Raw genomic sequence first — 23,924 nt, forward strand, 5'->3', positions numbered from 1 at the left:
TCGACACTCGCCGCCCGAGCACCAAGGTCCGATAGATCTCGAAGGGTCCCGGTGTCCTTACTCAGGTCAAGGACACCGGGACCCTTTGTGTGCCCGGCCGATCCGGAAGCAAGCAATCGTTGGCAGGTTGGTGATCTGAGCGCCGACACCTTCCTGCCAGATGTCGTCCGAATCCGGCCATGACGGCTTGGCGTAACCCCGCATTCACTACGCGCCAGTAACCCTGGAGGTGTCGGGGGGACCGACCGATAAAGCGAGGTATGTGCCATGTCCGTACGACAGGCGCTCCGTTCTCGCGCGTTGCGCGCATCGACAATCGTCACGACCTTCGTCACCGCGGCCGCCGTCGCCGTCGGACTTGGACAGCCCGCGGCGCTCGCCTATCCACCGGACCCGCCGTCGGCGACCGAGGCCGCGGAGCTGCTCAACGGGCTGACCGTGGCGGCGGAGGGTTCGAACGACGGGTACGACCGGGAGAAGTTCCCGCACTGGATCACGCAGGAAGGCACCTGCAACACGCGTGAGGTCGTGCTGAAGCGCGACGGCACCGACGTCCAAACCGACGACGAGTGTCGCTCGGTGTCCGGCAGCTGGTACTCCGTCTACGACGCCACCTGGGTCTCGTCCGCGGACGACATCCAGATCGACCACATCGTCGCCCTGTCCGAGGCCTGGCACTCGGGCGCGAGCGGGTGGACGCAGGACCGGCGCGAGGAGTTCGCCAACGACCTCACCCACTCCCAGCTGATCGCCGTGTCCGGCTCCAGCAACCAGAGCAAGAGCGACAACGACCCTGCCGAGTGGAAGCCGGCGAACCAGGAAGTCTGGTGCGTCTACGGCCGCGAGTGGATCTGGGTCAAGTCGGTCTACGGGCTGACGGTCGACGAAGCGGAGAAGGCGGCTCTGCAAGAGCTGCTCGGCACCTGCTGACGGCGGTGGATCGCCGCACCCGCAAGAGCGCCGTGCCTCGACCCCACTGAAGCACGCCGCCCGTGCGGGTGCGGCCGGCCCCGCGCCACAACCGACCACTGCGGCCGCCCCAGCCATGGCGATCAGGCATCGAGTGCCGATCATGCGCGAGACCGCCGCTAGCGGAGACGCCGCCGCACCGCAGCCGACGAACGCCACCCGCCCCCGCAGCCATCGCGAGCGACCATCGCGCAGCGGTCAGTCCGCCAAAGTGAGCTGGCGAGGCCAAGGCCGATGTCCCGGAGGCCGCGCCATCGCGGGCTGAGTGCTCAGCCGACTTCGGCGGTGCCGAGCGTGCGGGATACGCCGAGGATCGTGACGTTGTCCTCGTTCTGGCCCTTTGCCGGTACGTGGGCGGCGACCTGCCAGACGTAGGACGCTTTCACGAAGCCGGACGCGTCCTTGGTGCCGGTGTAGCCCTGCAGATCTTCGTCCAGCGCGAGCTTCTTGCCGGCCGCCGGGGCCTCTTCGACCTTCTCCTCCATGCTGAACAGCACCAGCGCCCCGCCGTCCTTGGTGGCGAGCATACGGGCGACGCCCGGGGCCACCGTGCGCTTGTAGCTCGACTTCTGCTGCTTGGCCGCCTTGGCCTGGTTGTCGAGCTTGGTCAGCACGTCGGTCGTACCCGGATGCGGTGCGAACGCGCCGGCCTGCAGGCCCTTCAGGCCGTTCTGGGCCCAGCCGGCGTACGCCCGCGGGATGGCTGTCGCGTCGCGGGCGAACTTGTCCTTGTCGGCTGTGGTGACCGGGGTGGCGGGCTCGGCGATCTCGGGGATCGAGGCGTCGGAGTCGGCGTAGACCTCGACCAGCTTCTTCCAGTCGTCGCCCGCGCCGACTCGCAGCGTGAGGCCGTAGACCGTGCCGGAGCTGACGGTCGCCTGGTCGATGAACCACAGCGGATAGTTGTCGAACTTCGGCATGTACGACTTCGTGCCCTCACGCTGCACCGGCTCGGCCTTCTGCGCGCCGTCCGGATCGTTCTTGCGGGCGATCCGGTACGCCGCCAGCGTGGACTTCAGTAACGGCCCGGACTCGACGGACTGGATCAGCCTCAGGTCACGCGCATCGGACGCCTGGTTGCTGGTCGACTCGAACTTGGTGAGGAACTTCTCCGGCGACGGCGGCTTCCAAGGGTCGGCGGCACCGGTCCGCTCGGCCGGCATCGCGACGCAGGCCGACGCGGCCAGGACAGACGTGACCGCGGCGGCTGCTGCCAGCAACCGCGCTCCCCCGTTACGCACGCTCGTCTCCTCCCTGTGGATCCTGGTTCCCCTGGTTCGGTGGTGTGATCACCGGCCCGATCGGACCGGGCAGCCACGGCGGCGGCTCGTCGAACTCCTCCGCCATCCCGAAGCCTGCGCCCTGCGCTCCTGGTGCGCCAGGCGCCTGCGGGCCCGGCTGCCCTGGCGGACCGGCAGGCCCACCGGGTACGTCGCCGGACTGCCCCGGTTGGCCGGGCGGCGGCTCGCCGGGTCCACCGGCGGGACGCCAGGGCGGACCACCCGCGGGACGGTCGAAGTTGGGCTCCGGGTTGTCGAAGTACGCCGGCGGCGCCTGCTGCGGGTCCGGCTGCGGCGGCTGCGCGCCGGGCGTCGCCGGCCCGGAGTACGGCGGCTCCACCGGCGGCGGAGCGGACGGCCGGTACAGCGCATCCCAGTCGGGCTCCCACTCACCGCGCCGGTCGCCCAGCCGACCCTCCGAAGGTACGGGGTCTGGGTCGCCGACCTGGCCGAGGAACGGCTGGTCGCTGGAGTGGCTGTACTGCGCCGGCGGCTGCGGTGGCTGCTGCCCGGGCTGCCCCGGCTGGCCGTACGGATCGAACGCCGGCGGGCCAGGCTGACCGTACGGGTCGAACTGCTGCGGCTGCTGTGGCTGCTGGCCGTATGGGTCGAACGGCGGCTGCTGGAACTGCTGCTGCTCAAAACCCTGCGGACCCGGCTGAGCGTACGGCGGCGGCGCGCCCTGGCCGCCGGGCATCCACCCCTGGTCCTGCTGCGGTGGCAGCTGCTCCTGCTGACCATGCGACTGCCATGGCTGCTCCTGCTGGGGACCCGGCTGCTGCTGGCCGTGCGATTGCCACGGAGGCTCTTGCTGCTGCGGCGGCTGCTCCTGCTGGCCATGGGACTGCCACTGCTGCGGCGGCGGACCGGGCGGAGGTGCCTGGTCCTGCCATGGCTCGGCCGTCTGGCCGGGCAGGCTGAACTGCTGGCCGCCGGCGTTCGGCTCCCAGATCTGGGTCGGCTCGTCGCGGAAGTTGTACGGCTCGGGCTGCTGTGGCGCCTGCCCCTGCGGCGGTTGCTGCTGCCCATGCGACTGCCACGGCGGCGGCTCAGCCATTCCGCCCTGCTGCCCGAGTTGTCCGTGCGACTGCCACGGCTGCTCCTGCGGCGGTTGCTGCTGCCCATGCGACTGCCACGGCGGCGGCTCAGCCATTCCGCCCTGCTGCCCGAGTTGTCCGTGCGACTGCCACGGCTGCTCCTGCGGCGGCTGCTGCTGCCCATGCGACTGCCACGGCTGCTCCCCCGGCGGAGCTGAGGGCTGCTGCTGACCGTGCGACTGCCACGGCGGCGGCTCAGCCATTCCGCCCTGCTGCCCGAGCTGTCCGTGCGACTGCCACGGCTGCTCCTGCGGCGGCTGCTGCTCCTGCTGCCGGCCATGCGACACCCACGGCGGCTGCTCGGCGCCCGCGCCACCATCCTGCTGCCGGCCATGCGACATCCACGGCGGAGGCTCAGCGGCGGCACCGCCGCCCTGCTGCCCGAGTTGTCCGTGCGACTGCCACGGCTCCTGCGGCGGCTCGGTTCCCCGGTCCTGCTGACCGTGCGAGACCCACGGTGGCGGCTGGCCCGTACCTTCGCCGGCGGGTCCTGGCTGTCCGGGCTGGCCGAACTCCGAAGCCAGCCCACCTGCCGCGAACCCACCGCCCGCGGCCAGGCCGAAGTCTGCCGGACCCATGCCCTGCGACGGTCCCTGTGGGCCAGGCTGACCAGGCTGCTGCCCGGCGCCAGCACCAGCGCCCGGCCGGAAGTCCGGCAGCGCGCCAGGGCCCTGCGGTCCCGGTCCCGGCCCTTGTCCAGGGCCACCCGGGAAACCACCCTGCTGCGGCGGCGGTCCCTGCGGCCCACCTCCGTGCTGCGCCATGCCCTGGGGCATCCCCTGCGGCATGCCTTGCGGCATCCCCTGGTGCCCGCCCTGCGGCCCGCCACCGGCCTGTGCCCACGGCGCCGGCTCCTCGCGACCCGGTGCGCTGTGCCAGTCGCCCGGTCCACCACCACCCGGCTGCGGCCCCGGCCCCGGTCCCCCAGGCCCCGGCTTGCCATCGTCCCGAGGCGACTCGCTCCAGAACTCGCTGCGGTCCCAGAGGTCCTTGCCCTCCCACAAAACCGTGTCATCGTCGTCGATTCGCGGCCGGCGCTTGCGCCCGACCAGCAGGAGTACGACACCGCCGATCAGCGCCACGATGCCGATCCCGAACACGATCAACGCCATGCGGTACGCGCCCGTGAACTCCACGCCCATCGTGGCCGTCAGATCGATCCCCGCCTTGCCGTCAGCAGCCATCACCACGAGCGTGTACTTCTTGTCCGGCAGCTTGAACACGAACTCCTGCGTGCCCTTGCCACCCACCTGCGTGGTCCAGAAGTCGCGCCCACCCGGCTCGGACACCGAGGTCTTCTCACCCGCGACCTCGGTGATCTTGACCGGGTTGGGGAAGTCGACCGAGTCGACCTTGGCCTGGGCTGCCTTGTCGAGGTAGCTCTTGACGTCGAGCTCGTTGCCGACACCGACGAAGACACCGCGTTTGGCGTCCTTCGGTGCGAGAGTGAGATGCAGCGCGGGGCCATACTGCGTGATCGCATCGGGTGGGACGACAATCGCCACCCCTTTGCTGGTCACCGAGAACGGACGCGACGCGATGACGTCGTCCGAGCCGATCCAGACGAACGCCGCGTACGCGCCGGCGCCGACTCCTGCGAGTCCGAGCACGACGAGGAGAACCCCGGCGACAACGCGGAAGATGCGCATGTGTGTAGAACCTGACCCCACTCGCTAGTGCCTGCTTCGGCCCGACCTGGAAAGCGTAACCAAAGCATGCTGGATGTGGTCCGCCTCACGGAATACCACAGGTTGCAAGGCTTTCCGCGACCGCGTCGGTACGAATCGTGACGGACTGTCCGGCAATAGCTACGAGTGCCGAACTAGAACAGGGCGGAGCTGAGCTGCTGCCGGGCCTTGCGTACGCGCGGATCACTGGCACCGACGACAGTGAACAGGTCGAGCAGGTGCAGCCGGGCCGCGTCACGCTCGTCGCCGGAGGTGTTGCGGACGGTCTCGACCAGACGGTTGAACGCCTCGACGACCTGCCCGTCGAGCAGCTCGAGGTCGGCGACGTTGCACTGGGCCTGCGCGTCCTCCGGCTTGGCGGCCGCGGCGGCCCGCGCCTCGGCGGGGTCGATGTCGCGAGCCCGGCGCAGGAGGTTGACCTGGGCCAGCGCGGCGGTCGCCTCCTGGTCGGCCGGCGTCTGGTCGAGCACCCTTTGGTACTCCGCGGCCGCGGAGTCGAGGTCGCCGCGTTCGATCGCGTCGACGGCGGCGGCGAACCGCGGGTCGATCTGCTCTTCCTCGGCCCCATCGGCGGCCTCCGAGCCGGTGCCGGCCGCCACGGGCTCGGACCGGCCGGCAACGCCGTTGGCGACCGCGAGCTGCAGCAACTGCTCGAGCGCGGCTCGCACCTGCGCCTCCGGCTGCGCGCCCTGGAACAACGGCACGAGCTGCCCGCGCAGCGCGGCCGCGACCAGCGGGATGCTCTGGATGCCCATGGCCTGGGCGATCTGCTGGTTGGCGTCGATGTCGATCCGCGCCAGCACGAACCGGCCGGCGTACTCGTCGGCCAGCTTCTCCAGGATCGGCGTGAGCTGCTTGCAAGGCTGGCACCAGTCGGCCCAGAAGTCGATGACCACCGGAACCGACAGCGAGCGCTCTGCGACGTCCTTCTGGAACGTGGCGTCGGTGACGTCGATGGTGTATTGCCCGGTGCCGGCGGTCCGGCCGGCACCCGGCCCGGAGGCGCCGGTCGCACCGGCGGGAGCGACTCCGGCCTGCTTGGCCAGACCGGACAGGTCGACGGCGCCGGGACGCGAGAAGCTGTCGGAGGTCATGACTGAAAAGTCTATGTGGGAGTACGGGAACGGGTCGCCAGCAGGGCGCGTGCCAGGCCGCCGAGCCCCGCGACCAGCGCCACCTGGTCGCCGGCGCGCAGGCGCGTACCCGTCGCGGCGTTCCAGTTCCAGGCGGCGTCGCCGCGGTTCACCTCGCCCAGCGACGGCGCCGGGCCGCGCCGGTACGCCAGTACCCGGATCGCGCCCGGCTCGGCCAGGTCGACGATCCGCTTGCCGTCCATCGCCGACCCGGCGTTGATCGGCACCTCGGTGACCAGCAGCACGCGCCGCCCGGCCGGCACGGTCGCCTGGATCCGCCGTTCCAGCAGGACCTGGGCGAACGCGGGCGCGGCGAGCATCGAGACGCTGCGCGTCGTACCGAGCCCGAGCCGCACCTGGACGCGGTCCGCCAGGTCGTGGTCGAACAGGCGCAGCACGATGCGGGCGTCGGCGTTGCGCTCCCGTGCGTACAGGCCGGCCTGCAGGTTGGCCACGTCGTCGCTGGTCACGGCTAGCATCGCGCGGCAACGGTGCAGCCTGGCCTCGTACAGGATCTGGTCGTTGCTGACGTCGCCGATGATGACGGGGATGCCGAGACCTCGGATGGTCTGGACACCGAGCTTGTCCTCGTCGCGTTCGATCGCGACGACGGTGAAGCCACGGTCGTGCAGCCGCTGCGCGACCTGGGCGCCGATCGTGCCGAGGCCGCAGACCACGACGTGCCCGCGCGGCCGGCCGCGCATCCGGCCGAGCGACCTGGCCAGCGACTCGCCGACGAACATGTCGACGATCGCCGCGGTCAGCAACGAGACCAGGACGAGGCCGAGCAGGCTGCCGCCGACCCCGACCAGCCGTACCCACGCCGCCGCGGAGCTGGCCCGCGGGTCGTCGGCGCCGCTGCCGGTGATCGTCCAGACCGCGAGATAGAGCGCGTCCGGCCAGCTCAGGATCTGCGTGGGACCGTGCGGCCAGATCTTGATGACGACCGCCGCGACCGCGATCGTCACGGCCAGGACGAGGGCGACGATCCGCAGCCGGCGGTCGACCATCCGGCCGAGGTCGGCCCGCAGCTCGTCGAGCCTCGGCCGGACGCGCCGGGGCTGGCGGCGGATGCCGGAGCCGAGGACGAGATCGCCCTCCGCGTCCGGCAGCAGCACGGTGTTCCCCTTGTTGTCGGTGGCGGCCAGCGTGGTGATCGGCCGCTCGGCAACCAGCTCGGGCGGACCGGCGACGACCTCCCGGCCGCCGACCGAGATCCAGCGGACGTCCTCCTCGTCCAGCGCGGCGGCGATGAACTCCGGCGCGGCCATCGCGGCCGCCGACAGCGCCGTGCAGCGCTCGATCAGGCTCTCGAGGTAGGAGCCGAGCCGCGGGTTGACGATGTGGACGACCATCTTGATGCTCGGGTTGAGCTCCTCGGCGGTGAGCGCCGCGTGCACGTTGGTGACGTCATCGGGCTCGACGAACGCGACGCCCTTGGCGTACTCGATGCCGGCCTCGCGTAACGCGTTCTCGTGCGGCCGGGGCGCGAGGACGAGGACGGCGCCGAGCTCGGCCATCTCCTGGGCGAGATCGGTGTCCTTGTCCGGCACGATCGCGACGACAGGCTCGTCGACGCGGCGCAGCTCCTCCACCAGCCGGGCCGACGTGCTGTCGGCACCGCACACCACGAAGTGCTGCTGCTCGCTTGTATCCCCTGCCTCGCCCACCTGCGCGATAGTACGGCCTACGGCGTGCCGCCAAGCTCGCGAATGACCACGTTAACCACGTGAACACGGGCCTCGCCACGCCCCGGAGCGTGGTTAACCAGCCAATTGCGTGGTTAACGTGGTCATTCGCGTGGCGGGCAGCGGGTGCCGCGGCGGGCAGCGGTCTGGCGCAGCTTGGCCAGTGCTTCGTAGGTCTCGCGGAGCGCTGGATAGAGGTCGCGGTAGATCTGCTTGTACGGCTGGTAGGCCACCTGCCGCGCCGCATCGGGGTCGAACCGTTCGGCGGCACTGCCGCGACCAGCAACGACCGTCGGCAGATCCACGAGCCCGGCGCCGGCAGCCGCGACCAGTGCGGCGCCGACCGGTGCGCCGCGGCACTCGCGCGGGACCTCGACGGGCAGGCCGATGACGTCGGCCTTGATCTGGTTCCAGGTCCGTCCCTTGGCGCCACCGCCGACCGAACGGATCGCGGCCGGCGCGAGGCCGATCCGGCGCAGCTCGTCGACGTTGTGCAGCAGGCCGTACGCCGTGCCCTCCAGGATCGCGCGGACGATCTCGGCCCGGCGGCTGGCCATTGACAGGCCCACCAGCGCGCCACGGGCCGTCGCGTCCCAGATCGGGGAGCGTTCGCCGAGGAAGTACGGCAGCAGCACCAGGCCTCCGCTGCCGACCGGAGCCGCGGCCGCCAGCGCGTCGAGGTCCTCGAACGTCTCGCCGTCGGCGCCGAGCTCGTCGCGGAACCAGCGCAGGATGCCGCCGGTCGACACCATCGCGCCGAACACCAGGTGATGGCCGGCGATGGGGTACGGCATGACGCTGAGGTTGCCGAGCGCGCCGGTACGCAGCCGGCCGGCGGCGAACGCGGCGTTCAGCACCGTCGACTGGCCGGTCATCTCGCAGACGTCGCCGTGCCCGGCCAGCCCGGCTTCGAGGCTCGCGGCCGCGCCGTCGACGGCTCCCGTCATCACCGGAGTGCCGACCCGGAGACCGGTGGCCCGGGCGGCGGCCGGGGTCACCGTGCCGGCCGGCGTCGTCGGTGTCGTGGGCTCGGGCAGCCAGCTCGCGGGGATGCCCCAGAGCTCGAGCAGGTCCGGGGCCCATGCTGCCGTCGCCAGGTCGCCGAGCAGGGTGAGCCCGAGATGGCCGGTGTCGCAGGTCAGCGCGCCGGTGAGCTGGTGCACGACGTAGCCGTTGGCCATCAGCACGGTCGCCCCGGCCCGGCCGCGCAGCTCCGGTCGTTGCCGGAGCAGCCAGGCGAGCTTGGGTGCGGCGAAGAACGGGTCGAGCCGGTTGCCCGTACGTGCGAGCAGGTCGCCGGCGGTGTCCGCGCGCTGCTCGCACTCGGCGCGCCCGCGACGGTCCATCCAGAGCAGGGCGCGATGCAGCGGACTCCCTTGCTCGTCCACCACGACGACACTCGGCGCCTGGCTGCTGACGGCGACGGCGGCGATGTCCGCCTGCTCGCCGGCGTCCGCCAGTACCCGCCGGATGCCGCCCGCGACCGCCGTCCACCAGTCGGCGGGATCCTGCTCGGCGCCGTCGTGCGGCGTGTAGTGCGTGGGGTACTCCTGCCCTGCCTCGGCGAGCACCTCACCGGTGGCGGTGGCCAGCACGGTCTTGGCTCCGGTCGTTCCGACATCCACCCCGATGACAAGCCCGGTCGCGCCCATGGTGGTCAGCATGCCGTACGGTCGGTATAGTCGAGTTCGACTAATCGAGTTCGTTTACTAGGGCGGCAGATGGCATTCCGAGCACTCCGGACTCCACTGACCATGGCGATCCTCAGCCTGTTGCGGGAGCGGCCGCGGCATCCGTACGAGATGCAGGCGACGCTGCGCGAGCGCGAAGTCGGCATGGTGGTGAAGCTGCGCGGCGGCTCGCTCTACGACGCGATCCGCCGGATGGAGGCCGCCGAGCTGATCGAGCCGGTGCAGACGGGACGGTCGGGCGCGCGGCCCGAGCACACGGTCTACCAGCCGACCTCGGCCGGGCTGGAGCTGCTCGGCTCACTGCTGCGGGAGTACGTCGGCACGGTCGTACCCGAGTTCCCGGTCTTCCCGGCGGGACTGGCGCACATCCTGCACTTCACCCCGGCCGAGGCGGCCGAGCTGCTGCGGCAGCGCCGCGCCACCCTGCAGGCCGGCTACGACGACATAGCCGCACAGCTGGCCGAGCTCGGCGACATGCCGCGCGTGGTCGTACTCGAGGTGGAGTACACCCAGCGCATGCGCGCGAGCGAGATCGCCTGGCTGACCGAAGTCATCAACGACACAGAAGGCGGAGAACTGGCATGGCTGGAAGCGGAACCACCATCTCGACCCGATCATTGAAGCGGATGAACCGCGTCGTCATCTGGCTGCAGCGCCGCGGCCTGGCGATCGGCACCATGCGGCTGCTCACCGTCCCGGGACGCAAGAGCGGCAGGCCGCAGACCACGCCGGTGTCCCCACTGGAGGTCGACGGCCACGACTACGTCGTCGGTGGCATGGGCGAGAGCGACTGGGTGAAGAACGCCCGCGCGGCCGGCGCGGGCATCCTTTCGAAGGGGAAGAAGCAGCAACAGGTCAGGCTGGTCGAGCTGCCGGAACACGAGCGCGGCGCGATCGTCCGCGAGTTCCCGGCGAAGGTGCCGCACGGCGTACCGATGATGCTGAAGTTCGGTGTGGTCGCGGACGGCACCCCGGAGGCCTTCGAAGCCGCGGCACCGAAGATGGCGGTGTTCCGGATCGATCCCGTCTAGGGACGGACCTGCACGGCCGCGTCGGCGGTGTCGGGGTTGGAACGGAAGCCGGGATCGCCGGAGACGACGATGACGCGGCCGGTGTCCTCCAGCCGCCAGCTCCGCGCCACGACCTCACCGCCCCTGCGCCACTCCCGGCGGACGACGGGGCGGGTCAGCTGCTCCTGCAGCCAGGAGACCGCTTCGTCGACCCCCTTGCCGATGTCGGTGATCGGGCCGCCGGTCTGCTCGGCCGGAAGCGAGTCGGCGAACTCGTGGTACGTCAGAACGTCAGCGGTGGCCCACCCTGCGATCCATTCCGTGTCGTTGACGTCGACACGCAGGTCGCCGAGCGAGACACGTCCCTGCGAATCACCAACGTGCGCACGGATCCAGACCTTGGTGCCGTCATAGGCGGCACCGGTGTCGTCCGAGGTGAGGCCGAGTGTCTTCCAGGTCGAGATCAGATCCCTGAGTCGCTCGATGAAGGCAGCGGGCGCACCCGTCATCTCCGGCTCCTCGCCGGTGATCTGGTCGTCCGGAAGCGTGTCGTCTTCGACGAAGAACCAGCGCCAGCGCTTCTCCTGCTCCTCAGCCATGGCCAACATCCTAGAGTCCATACCTGGTCCCCCAGCCGTTCCCGCCGCCGCTGCTGTCGTGCTCGTAGTACAGGACGTCGTTCGGATACTGCTCGGGGTTGGTCCGGTTCTGGCACCAGCCGTCGATCGGCTTCTCCTCGTATGTCCCGTCCGTTCTGACGACACGGGCTTCGCTGTAGTCGATCTCGTCCGCCTTCAGCGGAGGCAGTCCTCGATCGGCACGTTGGCGGTTGATGTCGTCCAGGGCACCCTTCTCGGCGCAGCCCCAACGCTCAGGCGGCGTCGGCCTGTGGTTGTACCCAGCGCCGGTGATGCCCGTGCTCGGGTCGGTCGCACCGGTGACGGATTCCGCCCGGCCCCGCCCCGCGTGCTCCTGCAGTTCGCCGTTGAGCTCCCGGCGCCGCGCATCCGATGGCCTCGGCGTCCCGTTGAGCTCGTCGCGGATCTCCTGCATCCGCTTCTTGCTCGCCACGACGTCGTCGTGCAGCTTGTCGCGGGACTCGCGCGCCATGTCCCAGGTCTTGCGCTGCTGGATCCTGCGCGGTCGAGACGGCTTCGGGACGCCACGCCTGGCTGCCATCGCGGCATCGTCGGCCTTGGATCGCAGACCTTTGGCTCGTCGAAGGAGCTTCCCGACCGGGAAGACCCTGACCCCCGCTTCCACAGCTTTGCCGGCGGCCCTGCCCTTCCCCATGTTCCCTCCCCAGCACCCGCAGCTCGGACTTCGAGACTAAGCACGCGGGTCCGCCTGTGGACGAAAGTTGTCCACAGACTCGGGTCACTGGCCGGGCTGGGGCTCGAGCAGGGCCTTGCGGGCGGCCGAGGCGGCCGAATCCGTCGGGGACGCGGCGGCCACGCGATCGGCCTCGACGGCGAGGCGGTAGCGCTCGACCTCCTCCTCGCGCGTGCTGTCGTCCCAGCCGAGGGCCTCGGCCATCAGGTCGGCGACCATCGGGGCCGCGAGCACGCCGCGGTCGGAGGTTTCCATGCTGATGTGGGTACGCCGGGTCAGCACGTCGTCCAGGTGGAGAGCGCCTTCGGCCTGCGCGGCGTAGACGATCTCGGCGCCGAGGTAGCCCGGCGCGCCCTCGACCGGCCGGCCCAGCAACGGCCGCGAGGCCACCAAGTCCAGCAGGTCGGACGTCGCCGTGCCGTACCGCCCGAGCAGGTGGTCGATCCGGTCCTCTGCCAGCCCGGACTCCGAGGCCAGCTCCGCCCGTCCTGCTTGGTACTCGCCGAACCGCACCGCCCCATGGATCGGCAGCTGGTCGGTCGCCGACGGCGGCACGGTGCGCCGCAGCCTGGAGGTTGCCGCGTCGATGACGTCACGGGCCATCAGGCGGTACGTGGTGTACTTGCCGCCCACGATCGTGATCAGCCCGATCGGATCCTCGAGCACGGTGTGGTCGCGCCTCAGCGACGCCGTCGACCCGCCCGCGACACCGACCAGCGGACGCAGCCCGGCGTAGACGCCCACCAGGTCGGGATAGTCGAGCGGCTTGCGCAGCCAGCGGTTCGCGTGGCCCAGGAGGTAGTCGACGTCGTCCTTGGTGGCCGCCGGGTCGTCGCGGTCGTACTCCCAGCGGGTGTCGGTGGTGCCCATCAGCCAGTAGTCGAACCAGCGGCGCACGATGAAGACCGAGTCGGGCGTACGGGCGATCAGCCCGGTGCTGGACTCGATCCGGTCGCGCGGCACCACCAGGTGGACGCCCTTGGCCGGCGTGACCGAGATGCTGTGCGTGCCGCTCAGCTTCTGCACCTGGTCGGCCCAGACGCCGGACGCGTTCACGACGACCTGCGCCGTGACGTCGAACTCGTCGCCGCTCTCGACGTCGCGGACCCGAGCGCCGGTGACCCGGCCGGCTTCCCGGAGCAACCCGACCGCGCGGGCGCGAGCGAGGACGGTCGCACCAAGTCCGGCGGCGGTACGCGCCACCGACATCGTGTGCCGCGCGTCGTCGACGCGTACGTCGGAGTACTGCACGCCGCCGGTCACGTGCTCCGGCGACAGCCCCGGCATCGCGCGGAGGACGGCCTTCCGGCTGAGGTGCCGGTGACCCGGAACGCTGCGCGGCCCGGTCAGCCGCAGCAGGTCGTAGATCGCCACGCCGGCGCCGATGTAGGGCCGCTGCCAGTGCTTGGTGAACGGGAACAGGAACGTCTCCGGCGACACCAGGTGCGGGCAGAGCCGCTCGACCATCAGGTCGCGTTCCAGCAGGGCTTCGCGTACGAGCGAGAGGTTGAACTGCTCGAGATATCTCAAGCCACCATGGAAGATCTTCCCCGAACGCGAGGAGGTTCCGCTGGCCAGGTCGTTCGCCTCGATCAACGCGACGGCCAGCCCTCGCGAGGCCGCGTCGAGCGCGGCACCGCAGCCGGTGACGCCGCCACCGATCACCAGCACGTCGAAGTGCCTGCCGCGTAAGGTACGCAGCAGGTCGTCCCGGCGATCCGGCGCGAGACGGCTCCGGTCCACTACCACTATTTTTTCTCCTGGGGCGCTGCCTGCCCGTACGTCTCGAACTTCTCGATCACCTTGGCGACCTCCGACTCAGGCAGCACCGCGGGCTGCACTCCGAGGGCCGCGCCGGCCGTCGCCGCTCGCAGCCACACGTCGCACAGCCATTCCAGGTGCTGGTTCAACAAGTAGGCGTTGGCGAGCGTCGGCCCGGTGGCCACGGTGCCGTGGTTGGCCATCAGGCAGCCGGTACGTCCATCCAGCGCCTTGGCCACCGAAGCCGCGAGCTCTGGCGTGCCGTAGGTGGCGTAGTCGGCGACCCGGATGATCCCACCGAACAGCGCCGTCATGTAGTGGATCGGCGGCAGCTCCTTCACCAGGACGGACACCGCTGCCGCCGACCGCGCGTGCGTGTGCACGACCGCGGTGTGCGGCGTCGAATGGTAGACCGACAGATGAAGCGGCATTTCCGACGTCGGCTCAAGTGGTCCCTCCAGGAGGTTGCCATCGAGGTCGCACACGCAGACCAGCTCTGTGGTGAGGTCGTCGTAGTCGAGCCCGCTCGGCGTGGCCAGCACGACGTCTCCGACCCGGACGCTCAGATTGCCCGACGTACCGACGACCAGACCGTCCGGCTTCAACTGCTTGGCGTGGTGAACGATCTGGGCTCGCTCCTCGGGAAACCTCATGACCGGGACGACTCCTTCCAATCCGCGCGGGCGCGGTCGACTGCCTTCCGATACTTTGCGTAGCCCTGTGCATAGTGATCCGTGAGATCTGGGTTTGGTTGCACCGTAGGACCCGTCACATTCGTGCCGAATCCACCATCGGCGAACCGCTCCTGCCGGCCGTACGCCTGGAACCCGGCGAGCACCGCACCGTACGCACCGACCTCCTCTCTACCGGCCACCCTGACCTGCTTGCCGAGCACGTCGGCGAACAGGTGCAGCCAGCCGCTGCTCTTGGCTCCGCCACCGCAGATCGCCACGTCGTCGCGCAGCCCGGCGGCCTCGAAGCAGTGCCGGGCGGCGTAACCGACAGCCTCGCACGTGGCGCGTACGAGGTCGGCCTTCGTGGTCTGCGTCGTCATGCCGTCGAAGCGAGCACGGGCGCCGGGCTCGACGAACGGCGCGCGCTCACCGGACGGTGAGAAGTACGGCAGGCAGCTGACGCCGCGGGCGCCCGGCGGGCTCGCGTCGAGCATCGCGTCGACGTTCGCATGCGTCTCGCCGATGGTCGCCAGCACCCAGTCGAGCGCGGCCGTGCCCACCATGGCCGGCATCGCACGCAGCCAGCGTTCCGGCCCGTACGCCACGGTGAGGCCGGCGGGCTCGCCATCGGTCTGGATCTCGTCGATCACGACCTGGCAGACCAGCGTCGTCCCGACGATCAGGTGGCCTTCGCCGGGCTCGAGTACGCCGGAGCCGAGCGCGCAGGCCGGCAGGTCGAACGGGCCGCTCGAGACCGGCGTGCCTGCTGGAACACCGAGCAGGTCGGCGGCCTCGGCCGTGACTTCGCCGGTAGGACAGGGCTCGATCACGGGGGCCAGCAGGTCGCGGCGGTGGGCCAGGCCGCAGAGCTCGAGCAGGTCGCCTGCGTACGTACGGCTGTGCGGATCGAGGAACGGCAGCGACGCGTCGGAGGCATCGGTCGCACGGACACCGGTGAGGCGCTGCATCACGATGTCCTTGCAGTAGCCGGCCGTCTCAGCGCGGTCGAGCGTCTCGGGCTCGTTCCGGTCGAACCAGGAGAGCACCGGGGCCGGGCAGCCGGGGAAGATGGCGCCGCCGCTGCGGCGGAAAGCCTGGTCGACGACGCCGTTGCCGAGCCACTCGTGCACGATGCTCGCGGCGCGGGCGTCCATCCACGACACGGCCGGACGGACGGGGCGACCGGCGGCGTCGACCAGCCAGACGCCGTCGCCCTGGCCGGTCATACCGATGGCGTCCGGCGGTTGGCTCACGGTGGTGGTCAGGGCGCGGATCACCTCGGCGACGGTCGCGACGACCTCGTCCATGTCCTGCTCGAACCAGCCCTCGTGCGGACTAGCCAGCCTGGTCTTGCGGGCCTCCAGCGCGACCTGCTGACCGTCGTCGTCGAACGCGGCCGCCTTGATGACGGACGTCCCGATGTCCACCCCGATGTACATCCCGGCCTCCTTGCGTGGATGCGGTCAGCGACCGGTGTGGGTGGCCGACTGCCCCGGACCCTCGCGGCCGCCGGGCGCGAATGACCACGTTAACCACGGCTTTGGCTGGTTAACGTGGTCATTTCGCCCGCGCGGCGGAGCCGCAAAATCGGCACAGCGCCACGCCAGCAGGTGGTTCGCCACGCCCCGGGGCGTGGTTAACCCGCTAATTGCGTGGTTAACGTGGTCATTCGCGGTTCGCCACGCCAGCAGGTGGTTCGCCACGGCCCGGGGCGTGGTTAACCCGCCAATTGCGTGGTTAACGTGGTCATTCGCGGCGGGCACGGGGGTCACCTCTGGCTCAGCACGTCGGGGTTGGCGCAGTGTTGCGGTGGCAGACCTTCTACCCAGCGGCCGACCTCGTTGGCGCAGATGCGGGCCGCTCGTTCGGCGACCTCGCGGCTGCAGCCGGCGATGTGCGGCGCCATCACCAGTCCACGCGTGCCGAACAGACGGGAGTCCGGCGGTGGCGGTTCCTCCGGGAAGACGTCGATCCCCGCGCCCGCGAGCTGCCCCGCGTCGAGCGCGTCGCACAGGGCGTCGTAGTCGAGCAGGCCGCCGCGGGCGGTGTTGATCAGCACCGAGCCGGCCGGCATCGCGGCGAGCTCGGCGGCGCCGATCAGGCCGCGAGTCCCGGCGGTGAGCCGTGCGTGCAGGCTCACCACCCGCGACTGGCGCAGCAGCTCGGGCAGGTCCGCGACCCGCGTGGCCTCCGGACCGAACGCCGACGCGGGCGCGAACGGGTCGTACGCCAGCACCGTCGCGCCGAACGCCGACAGCAGCTTGGCGACCAGCTTGCCGATCGCGCCGTAGCCGACCAGGCCGACGGTCGAGCCGGCCAGCTCGAAACCGGCGTTGTCGTACTGGAAGTAGTGGCCCGGCCACGTCTTGTTCTGCAGCTCGTTGTGGCCCGCGGCGATGTTGCGGCAGGTCGACAGCAGCAGCCCGACCGCGAACTCCGCGGCGGCGTTGGCGTTTCGGCCCGGCGCGTAGCAGACCACGACGCCCGAACGGGTGGCTGCTTCCAGGTTGACGTTGACCGGCCCACCACGCGAGACGACCACCAGCCGCAGGTCCGGCGCGTGGGTGAACACAGCTTCGGTGAAAGGCGCGAGGTGCGTGACGGCGGCCTCCACGCCCTGCAGCTCCTCGATCATCGTCTGCTCGTCACCGGCGGCCTCGACGACCTCGCCGACGGAGTTCCACGGCACGCTCGGCCACGGCAGGTGCAGCTCACGGATGTCGAGCGCGTCGCCTGCCCGTTCCCGGATCGCACGGCTGAGCAGCTGGTTGCGTACGAACTCGTCGCCCGCGGCCAAAACGGTCGTCATGCTGTGCGTTTCCCTGTCTGCGTGTCGAACCTGTACGTCCGCTCCGGGTGAAAGCGCAAGCCGATGTTGGCACCCTGCCGGACGTGTGGTGCGCTCCCAGTCTGTACGACCACTCTGTGCAGTGGATCCCGGATCTCTACTGTCACCAATGCGTACTCGGCGAAATCCTCTACAACCACGACGCTTCCGCTCATATCCGCGGTCTCCGCGTCGGCGCCCGTGCGGAGCGTGATGTCCTCCGGCCGCACGCCTGTCGTCGCCTCACCGTCGGTAATAAGGTTCATCGCCGGTTCGCCGACGAACGAGGCGACGAACAGGTCCGCCGGATCGTCGTAGATCTCGTCCGGCGTTCCGACCTGACGGATCGAGCCGTCGTTCATCACGACCACACGGTCGGCGAGACTGAGCGCCTCCTCCTGGTCGTGGGTGACGAGCACGGTGGTGTAGCCGAGCTCGCGTTGCAGGCGCCGCAGCTCGCGCCTCGTGACGTCGCGCTGACCGGCGTCCAGGTGCGACAACGGCTCGTCGAGCAGCAGGACGTCGGGCTGCCGCGCGATCGCCCTCGCCAGCGCGACCCGCTGCTTCTGGCCGGACGACAGTCCCGCGGGACGCGCGTCCAGCAACGTGGTGAGGTCGAGCCGTTCGGCGAGCTCCTCCACCCGTCCCCTGCGCGCCCGCGCGGAGCCCACCTTCCGCGCGTCCAGCCCGAACGCAATGTTCTCGCGAACGGACAGCGGAGGGTAGAGCGCGTAGTTCTCGAACGCGATGCCGATGTTGCGCCTGCGCGCGCCGCGGCCGAGCACCGAGCGCCCGTCGATGCGGATGTCGCCCGCCGTCGGCGCCTCCAGGCCCGCGATCATCCGCAACGTCGTCGACTTGCCGCAGCCGGACGGCCCGAGCAGCCCGACCAGCTCGCCGCTGTCGACCGCGAGCTCGAAGCGGTCGACGGCCACGACGTCGGACTTGCCGGCGAAGACCTTCCGCACCGCATCCAGTTCCAGGTGTGCGTTCATGGCTCGGCGACCTCGTAGTTGGTGTTCTCCAGTTCGGCGAGACCCTGCTCGTCCACGCCCGCGTCGACGATGACGAGGTCGAACGTGCTGAGCGGCACCAGGCGGTGCAGCGCCCGCCGGCCCACCTTGCCGCTGTCCAGCAGGAGATAGCGCCGCTCGGCGACGTCGAGCATCGCCCGCTTCACCGAGACGATCCGTTCCTCCTGGTGGTAGGCGAACCCGCCGGACAGCGCCGACGTCGACACGAACGCCGCGTCCACGCGCAGTGACTGCACCGCCTCGACGCACATCACGCCGAGGTAGGAGTCGTGCAGGGGGTCGTAGTCGCCGCCGAGACCGATCAGCCGGATCCCGCGTACGTGCGCAAGCTCGCGCATCGCCGACAGGAAGTTGGTGGCGACGTGCAACGGCTGCGCGGCCTCCAGGTGCGGGATCAGCTGGAGCGTCGTGGTCGCGTCGTCGAGGATCAGCGACATGCCGGGCTCGATGTAGTTGGCCGCGTGCCGCGCGATCGCCTTCTTCTGAGCGACCATGGCCTTGCGGCGATAGGCGACGTTCGACTCGAACACGCCCGACGGCTGTGCCGTCACGCCGCCGCGCGACTTGCGCACCACACCCTGCCTGGACAGCTCGTCCAGGTCGCGGTGCACGGTCATCAGGCTCACCCCGAACACCGACGCCAGCTCCTGCGCGGTCGCCGTTCCCTTGCCCAGGACGATTTCCGCGATCCGGCGCTGCCGTTCCTCCGGGCCCAGCACGGCCTCCTTCATCGCGTCGCCCTCCGGCCGCCCTCGTCCGGCAGAAAGACATGCGCGACCGCAGGGTCCAATGTCAACGCCAACTTGTCGTCGATGACCAGGCCGTCGGCGGCCGAACGCGGGACCACGACCGCGATCAGCGACTCACCGACCTTCACCGTGACCTCGGTCTGCCGGCCGAGGTGCTCGAGCACGTAGACCGTGCCGTCGAGCCTCACCAGGCCGTCCGGGATGTCACCGGCTCCCCGGTGCATTCCGAGGTCGCGCGGCCGTACGCCGAGCAGCGCGCGGGCACCGGCTTCGACTCCGGGCACCGGAACCTTGACCGCCTTGTCCTTGCTGACGAAGCCCGTCGCGGCCAGGCTGCCCTCGATCAGGTTGATCCTGGGTTTGCCGAACAGCTGAGCGACCACTGTGTCGGCGGGCTCGGCCCAGATCTCCCGCGGAGTGCCGATCTGGCGGATCCGGCCGTTGTCGAGCACGCCGATCCGGTCCGCCAGCGAGAGCGCCTCGACGTAGTCATGCGTGACGTACAGCGTGGTGGTGCCGTCATCGCGGCTGATCGCCTTCAGCTCGGCGCGCATGGTGGCGCGGAGCTTGGCGTCCAGGTGCGACAGCGGCTCGTCGAGCAGGTAGGCCGATGCCGGCCGGATCAGCACCCTGCCGAGCGCGACGCGTTGCCGTTGCCCGTTGGACAGCTGCTGGATCGGGCGGTCCAGCAGGTGCCCGATCGTCAGCAGCTCGGCGACCCGCTCGACGCGCGCCCGTACGTCGTCGACCCGGTGCAGCGGCGAACGCAACGGCGAGGCGAGGTTCTCGAACACGTTCAGCTGCGGATAGAGCGCGTAGCTCTCGAAGCACATCGCGAGGTTGCGCCGGGTGGGCTCGACGTGGGTGATGTCGCTCTCGTCGAGATGAACGGTCCCGCTGTTCGGCTCCTCCAGGCCCGCGAGCACCTTCAGCGTGGTGGTCTTGCCGGCACCCGACGGACCCAGCAGGCAGAAGAACTCGCCGTCCTCGACGCCGAACGACACCTCGTCCAGTGCGACCGCCTTGCCGAACGTCTTGCGTACGCCGTACAGGTCCAGCGACGACATCAGCCTTTCACCGCCCCGAACGACAGCCCGCGGACGAGGTAGCGCTGGATGAACAGCGCGAGCACCAGCGGCGGCAGCACCGCCATCACGGCGCCGGCCGCGACCAGGTTGAAGCGGACCTGGTTGCCGCCGAGGAACGCCAGCGAGCTGACCGTGACCGACTGCGCCTGGCTCGCGGTCAGCGTGAACGGGAAGATGAAGTTGTTCCACGCGAAGATGAACGCCAGCAGGCACACCGCCGCGATGCCCGGCCGCACCAGCGGGAGCACGATCTTCACGAACGCGTGCTTACGGGAGTAGCCGTCGAGCAGTGCCGCCTGCTCCAGGTCGGGCGGCAGGTCGGCGAAGAACGACCGCAGGATCCACACCACCAAAGGCATCGTGACCAGCTGCAGCACCCAGATCATGCCGACGTAGGTGTCGTACAGGCCGAGCTGCTGGTAGAGCACGCTCAGCGGGATGATGACGACCAGCTCGGGCGCGAACCGGAACGACAGCAACGTGAACAACAGGCTCTCGCTGCCTCGGAACCGGTAACGCGCGGCCGCGTACGCCGCCGGGATGCCGATCACCAGCGAGACCAGCACCGCCCCGACGGAACAGATCAGGCTGGCCAGGAAGAACCGCAGGTAAGGCGACTCGCCCGACCCGATGCCGAGAACCGTGCGGTAGTTGTCGAACGTCGGCGCGAAGCTGAGGTACGTCGAGGTCTGGTCGGCGTTCGACTTGAGGCTCAGCGTCAGGATGAACACAACCGGCAGCAACGAGAACAGGAAGTAGACCACCAGCGCGGCGTCGCCGAGCAACCGGTTGAGCAGCGAACTCCTCATGCCGTTCACACTCACGTGGCCCCAGCCTCCTCCACCACGCCCGCGGCCCGCCGCTGCACCTTGCCCAGATAGCGCACGAGCACGAACGAGATCGCGTAGACCACAGCCCACAGCACGAGCATGTACGTCGCGCCACGGCTGTACCGGGCGTAGGTGATCGCCTCCAGATACGCGTTGATCTGCAGGGTGGTCGTCGCGTCGCCGGGTCCGCCGGCGGTCAGGCCGAAGATGATGTCGAACACCTTCAGGCAGTCCATGAACCGGAAGATGACCGCCACCAGGATGTACGGCCACAGCATCGGCAGCGTGAGCCGGCGGAACGTGAACCACCAGCCGGCGCCGTCGACCGCCGCCGCTTCGTACGGCGACTGCGGCAGCGAACGCAGGCCGGCCAGCGCCAGCACCGCGACGAACGGCGTGTAGAGCCACGCGTCGACGACGACCGACCATGCGAACGCCGACAGCGCACCGTCGGTGCCGCTGTAGCCCTGCACGCCGACGGCACCGAGCATCGGGCGTACCCAGCCCACTTCCGGCAGCAGGATCAGCTTCCACATGATCGCCGCGATGATCGGCGCGACCATCAACGGGACGATGAGGAACCGTTCCAGGATCCGGCTGACCAGCGTGCTGCGGTTGAGCAACAGCGCGACGCCCACGCCCACAACGGTTTCCACTCCCGTGGCCACGACCGCGAACGTCAGCGTGACCTGTGTCGAGTGCCAGAACGCGTCGCTGCCGAAGAGATCGGCGAAGTTCCGCAGGCCCACGAAGGCCGGGATCGGGTTGGCGTCGGAGAAGTTGTAGAGGGTATAGCCGACTCCGACGAAGAACGGGTACAGGATGCCGACGCACAGCAGCACGGCCGGAGCCGCGAGCAGGTACGGCCGCAGCCGCCGCCTCCAGGCCGGTGTCGCCTGGGCGACGGCAGGCTGGGTGCGAGCCGGCGCTTCCGTGCTCGTTCCGGGACCCGCGCTCAACTGTTGACCCGTGGCCCGAGGTCGTCGACGAGCTTGTCCAGCGTGGACTTGGCGTCGGCACCGCCGTAGATCTCCTGCAGGGACGCGGCCCACGACGTCGTGGCGTCGAAGAAGTTTCGTTGCGGCGTGAACTGGATCTTCGTCTGGTCGATCACGGTCTCGAACGTCTCAATGAAGTTCGTCGCCGCCGACAGGCGGTCCTTGTAGGCACCGTCGGCGGCTACCGACTGGCGTACCGCGTCGATGTGCTGTTGTTTGGTGCCGGCCCACAGCAGGTGTTCCTTCGACGTCGCCCACTGCAGGAACCACCACGCGGCTTCCTTGTTTTTCGAGGCGGCGTTCATCGCGAGCGACCAGATCCACATGTTCGTGGCGAGTGAACCGTCCTTGCCCTTCGGGCCGGGATGCCAGGCGAGCTTGCCCGCTGCCTTGGTGTTCTCGTTCTGGAAGTACGCGGCGATGTCGGCGTCGAAGAGCATGCCGGCCTTGCCGGTGCCGAGGTCGCTGGAGGCCTGGTACCACGTGTACGACGTCCAGCCGGCCGGGCCGGCGCTGCGTACCATGTCGGCCCACTTCTTGGTGAACGCGACGGCCTCCGGCGAGTTCATCTGCGGCACGAGCTTGCCGCCCTCGACCGTGAAGTCCTTCAGGCCTTCGCGGGAGTACATCGTCATGAAGCCCGGATGGATCGTCGCCCACTCACGCGAGCCCCGGACCGCGATGCCGTACAGGCCCTCGAAGCCCTTGCCTGCCGCTTTCGCCTTGATGGCCTGGGCGTTCTCGACCAGCGCGTCGAACGTCTCGGCGGGCTTCAGGCCCAGCGCGTCGAAGACGTCCTTGCGGTAGGCGACCGTGTTGGTCTCGAAGCCCCACGGCAGCATCCACTGCTTGTCGCCACCTAGCGGGTCGCCGTTCTTGAAGTTCCAGCGCCCGGCTTCCATGAGGTTCGGGAAGAAGTCGTCCGGCGCGAACTCCTGATGGGTCGCCGACGCGTTCTTGATCCAGGGGTTGAGATCCTCGAGATAGCCGGGCGGTCCGTACTGCCAGACCATGTAGGCACCCAGCATGAACGCGTCGTACTTGCCCTGCCGCGACTTGAGTTCGAGCGTGACCTTGTCGAAGTAGTTCGACTCCGGGAACTCGTCGATCTGCAAGGTGATCCCGGTCTTGCTCGTGAACTCCTTCCGATGTGCCTTGAGCGCATCGGTGTAGGGGTGCTTGTTCATCAGCAGCCGCACGGTCTTGCCGTCGTGCTTCTTCCAGTCGAAGCCGCCCTTGACGTCCTCGGCGCCAGGCCCTTCGTCCTGCTTCGTCGGCGAGCCGAACCCGCACGAGGCAAGGGCCGTACCGACCGCTCCAAGGCCGGCGATCCGGATCAGATCACGTCGTGTGGGCTGTTTCGCAGGGTCGATCATGTTCCACCCTCCGGTTCTTAACACCCGGTGATGTGATGATGTCAGCCCACTATGTGACGAGCACGTTCCGGCGTCAAGGGGTCGCAGCCCGATTATCTGTCCGCATCCGGCTCCGGACGGCTGTACGCCGCGGCCATCGCGTGGAACGCCGCCTTCGGCTCCCAGCTCAGATCGGGCGCGAGCCTGACCAGGCCGTACGACGCCAGGTCGAGGTCGGACCGCGAGCCCGGGTGCTGTGGATCGTGCGGATAGCGATAGCCGGCGAACGTGAACCAGAACGCGCTGTCCACACCCTCCTCCTCGAACACCTGGAGCAGCTCGCGAAAGTATGCGGCCTGCCCCTCCTCGTCGCGCTCGTAGTCGTCGTCCAGCCGCCAGGGCTCGTGGTCCTGGTCGACGACCAGGAAGCCGCTTCCGCCAAGATCCGCCGCGCCACGGTAGGTGCAGCAGCCGAACTCCGTGACCGCCACGGGAAGCCCGTGCCGGTGCAGGGAACGGACCTCCTCTCGGAACGTGGCGGCGTTGCGCGCGCCACGGTAGGCGTCGGCCGACACATAGTCGAACGGTGTCCAGTCGATCTGCTCGAACGGCAACGACGCCTAGACGATCTATTCCAAGGGGTCGCCTGACGCGCGACGCCTGGCATCCACGCTGGCTGCGTTGTCGTCGATCGCCGGAGGCCCCTCCTGGCTCCTCCTC

21 protein-coding genes are annotated in these 23,924 nt (G+C 69.7%); 3 read left to right on the top strand and 18 right to left on the bottom strand.

Translation table 11 applies throughout. The annotated features are described in order from the left end of the window. Window positions 1-267 precede the first annotated feature (267 nt). Window positions 268-930 (top strand): HNH endonuclease family protein, encoded by a 663-nt coding sequence (locus tag ACYVF6_RS15990; protein ID WP_460521864.1) that lies wholly within the window; start codon window positions 268-270, stop codon window positions 928-930. 308 nt (window positions 931-1,238) lie between these two features. On the opposite strand, the gene ACYVF6_RS15995 is transcribed toward ACYVF6_RS15990, so the two are convergent. From ACYVF6_RS15995 to ACYVF6_RS16015, 5 genes are all read right to left on the bottom strand, one after another. Further along, complete coding sequence (locus ACYVF6_RS15995; RefSeq protein ID WP_460521866.1) at window positions 1,239-2,210, bottom strand: hypothetical protein; 972 nt, start codon at window positions 2,208-2,210, stop codon at window positions 1,239-1,241. Beyond that, entirely contained in the window at window positions 2,203-4,995 is a 2,793-nt protein-coding gene (locus ACYVF6_RS16000) for a hypothetical protein (RefSeq protein ID WP_460521868.1), read from the bottom strand. The genes ACYVF6_RS15995 and ACYVF6_RS16000 overlap by 8 nt, the downstream gene beginning before the upstream one ends. Window positions 4,996-5,168: 173 nt before the next feature. Beyond that, window positions 5,169-6,128: a tetratricopeptide repeat protein gene (locus ACYVF6_RS16005; RefSeq protein ID WP_460521870.1), complete on the bottom strand. Its 960-nt coding sequence runs from the start codon at window positions 6,126-6,128 to the stop codon at window positions 5,169-5,171. 11 nt (window positions 6,129-6,139) lie between these two features. Then, a complete protein-coding gene (locus tag ACYVF6_RS16010) occupies window positions 6,140-7,837 on the bottom strand; it encodes an NAD-binding protein (RefSeq protein ID WP_460521872.1) in 1,698 nt (565 codons plus the stop codon). Between the two features lie 122 nt (window positions 7,838-7,959). After that, window positions 7,960-9,507, bottom strand: a complete 1,548-nt coding sequence (locus ACYVF6_RS16015; RefSeq protein ID WP_460521875.1) for a xylulokinase — start codon at window positions 9,505-9,507, stop codon at window positions 7,960-7,962. Window positions 9,508-9,576: 69 nt separating this feature from the next. Between ACYVF6_RS16015 and ACYVF6_RS16020 the strand changes: the two genes are divergently transcribed. Continuing rightward, a complete protein-coding gene (locus ACYVF6_RS16020; protein WP_460521877.1) occupies window positions 9,577-10,167 on the top strand; it encodes a PadR family transcriptional regulator in 591 nt (196 codons plus the stop codon). 5 nt (window positions 10,168-10,172) lie between these two features. Next, entirely contained in the window at window positions 10,173-10,577 is a 405-nt protein-coding gene (locus ACYVF6_RS16025) for a PNPOx family protein (RefSeq protein WP_460521879.1), read from the top strand. Here ACYVF6_RS16025 and ACYVF6_RS16030 read toward each other — a convergent pair. The 13 genes from ACYVF6_RS16030 to ACYVF6_RS16090 form a co-directional block, all read right to left on the bottom strand. After that, a complete protein-coding gene (locus ACYVF6_RS16030) occupies window positions 10,574-11,155 on the bottom strand; it encodes a hypothetical protein (protein ID WP_460521881.1) in 582 nt (193 codons plus the stop codon). The genes ACYVF6_RS16025 and ACYVF6_RS16030 overlap by 4 nt on opposite strands. Window positions 11,156-11,165: 10 nt before the next feature. Then, window positions 11,166-11,735 (bottom strand): hypothetical protein, encoded by a 570-nt coding sequence (locus tag ACYVF6_RS16035; RefSeq protein ID WP_460521883.1) that lies wholly within the window; start codon window positions 11,733-11,735, stop codon window positions 11,166-11,168. Window positions 11,736-11,933: 198 nt separating this feature from the next. After that, window positions 11,934-13,631, bottom strand: coding sequence for a glycerol-3-phosphate dehydrogenase/oxidase (locus ACYVF6_RS16040; protein ID WP_460521885.1), 1,698 nt, complete (start codon window positions 13,629-13,631; stop codon window positions 11,934-11,936). Window positions 13,632-13,636: 5 nt separating this feature from the next. Further along, on the bottom strand, window positions 13,637-14,302 hold the full coding sequence (locus tag ACYVF6_RS16045) for a class II aldolase/adducin family protein (RefSeq protein ID WP_460521887.1): 666 nt from the start codon (window positions 14,300-14,302) through the stop codon (window positions 13,637-13,639). After that, window positions 14,299-15,762 (bottom strand): FGGY family carbohydrate kinase, encoded by a 1,464-nt coding sequence (locus ACYVF6_RS16050; protein ID WP_460521889.1) that lies wholly within the window; start codon window positions 15,760-15,762, stop codon window positions 14,299-14,301. Before ACYVF6_RS16050 ends, ACYVF6_RS16045 begins: the two co-directional genes overlap by 4 nt. A gap of 329 nt (window positions 15,763-16,091) precedes the next feature. Next, complete coding sequence (locus tag ACYVF6_RS16055; RefSeq protein ID WP_460521891.1) at window positions 16,092-17,132, bottom strand: 2-hydroxyacid dehydrogenase; 1,041 nt, start codon at window positions 17,130-17,132, stop codon at window positions 16,092-16,094. Continuing rightward, window positions 17,129-18,145, bottom strand: coding sequence for an ABC transporter ATP-binding protein (locus ACYVF6_RS16060; RefSeq protein ID WP_460521893.1), 1,017 nt, complete (start codon window positions 18,143-18,145; stop codon window positions 17,129-17,131). The genes ACYVF6_RS16055 and ACYVF6_RS16060 overlap by 4 nt, the downstream gene beginning before the upstream one ends. Further along, window positions 18,142-18,915, bottom strand: coding sequence for a DeoR/GlpR family DNA-binding transcription regulator (locus ACYVF6_RS16065; RefSeq protein ID WP_460521895.1), 774 nt, complete (start codon window positions 18,913-18,915; stop codon window positions 18,142-18,144). The genes ACYVF6_RS16060 and ACYVF6_RS16065 overlap by 4 nt, the downstream gene beginning before the upstream one ends. Continuing rightward, the gene (locus ACYVF6_RS16070; RefSeq protein WP_460521897.1) at window positions 18,912-20,000 is read right to left on the bottom strand and encodes an ABC transporter ATP-binding protein; all 1,089 of its coding nucleotides are present in this window, start codon (window positions 19,998-20,000) and stop codon (window positions 18,912-18,914) included. Before ACYVF6_RS16070 ends, ACYVF6_RS16065 begins: the two co-directional genes overlap by 4 nt. After that, on the bottom strand, window positions 20,000-20,830 hold the full coding sequence (locus ACYVF6_RS16075) for a carbohydrate ABC transporter permease (RefSeq protein WP_460521899.1): 831 nt from the start codon (window positions 20,828-20,830) through the stop codon (window positions 20,000-20,002). The genes ACYVF6_RS16070 and ACYVF6_RS16075 overlap by 1 nt, the downstream gene beginning before the upstream one ends. A gap of 11 nt (window positions 20,831-20,841) precedes the next feature. Next, window positions 20,842-21,810 (bottom strand): carbohydrate ABC transporter permease, encoded by a 969-nt coding sequence (locus ACYVF6_RS16080; RefSeq protein ID WP_460521901.1) that lies wholly within the window; start codon window positions 21,808-21,810, stop codon window positions 20,842-20,844. After that, on the bottom strand, window positions 21,807-23,225 hold the full coding sequence (locus tag ACYVF6_RS16085; protein WP_460521903.1) for an ABC transporter substrate-binding protein: 1,419 nt from the start codon (window positions 23,223-23,225) through the stop codon (window positions 21,807-21,809). Before ACYVF6_RS16085 ends, ACYVF6_RS16080 begins: the two co-directional genes overlap by 4 nt. A 92-nt stretch (window positions 23,226-23,317) precedes the next feature. Then, window positions 23,318-23,818, bottom strand: a complete 501-nt coding sequence (locus ACYVF6_RS16090) for a hypothetical protein (protein WP_460521905.1) — start codon at window positions 23,816-23,818, stop codon at window positions 23,318-23,320. Window positions 23,819-23,924 lie beyond the last annotated feature (106 nt).

It is taken from the genome of Flindersiella endophytica, from assembly GCF_054779015.1.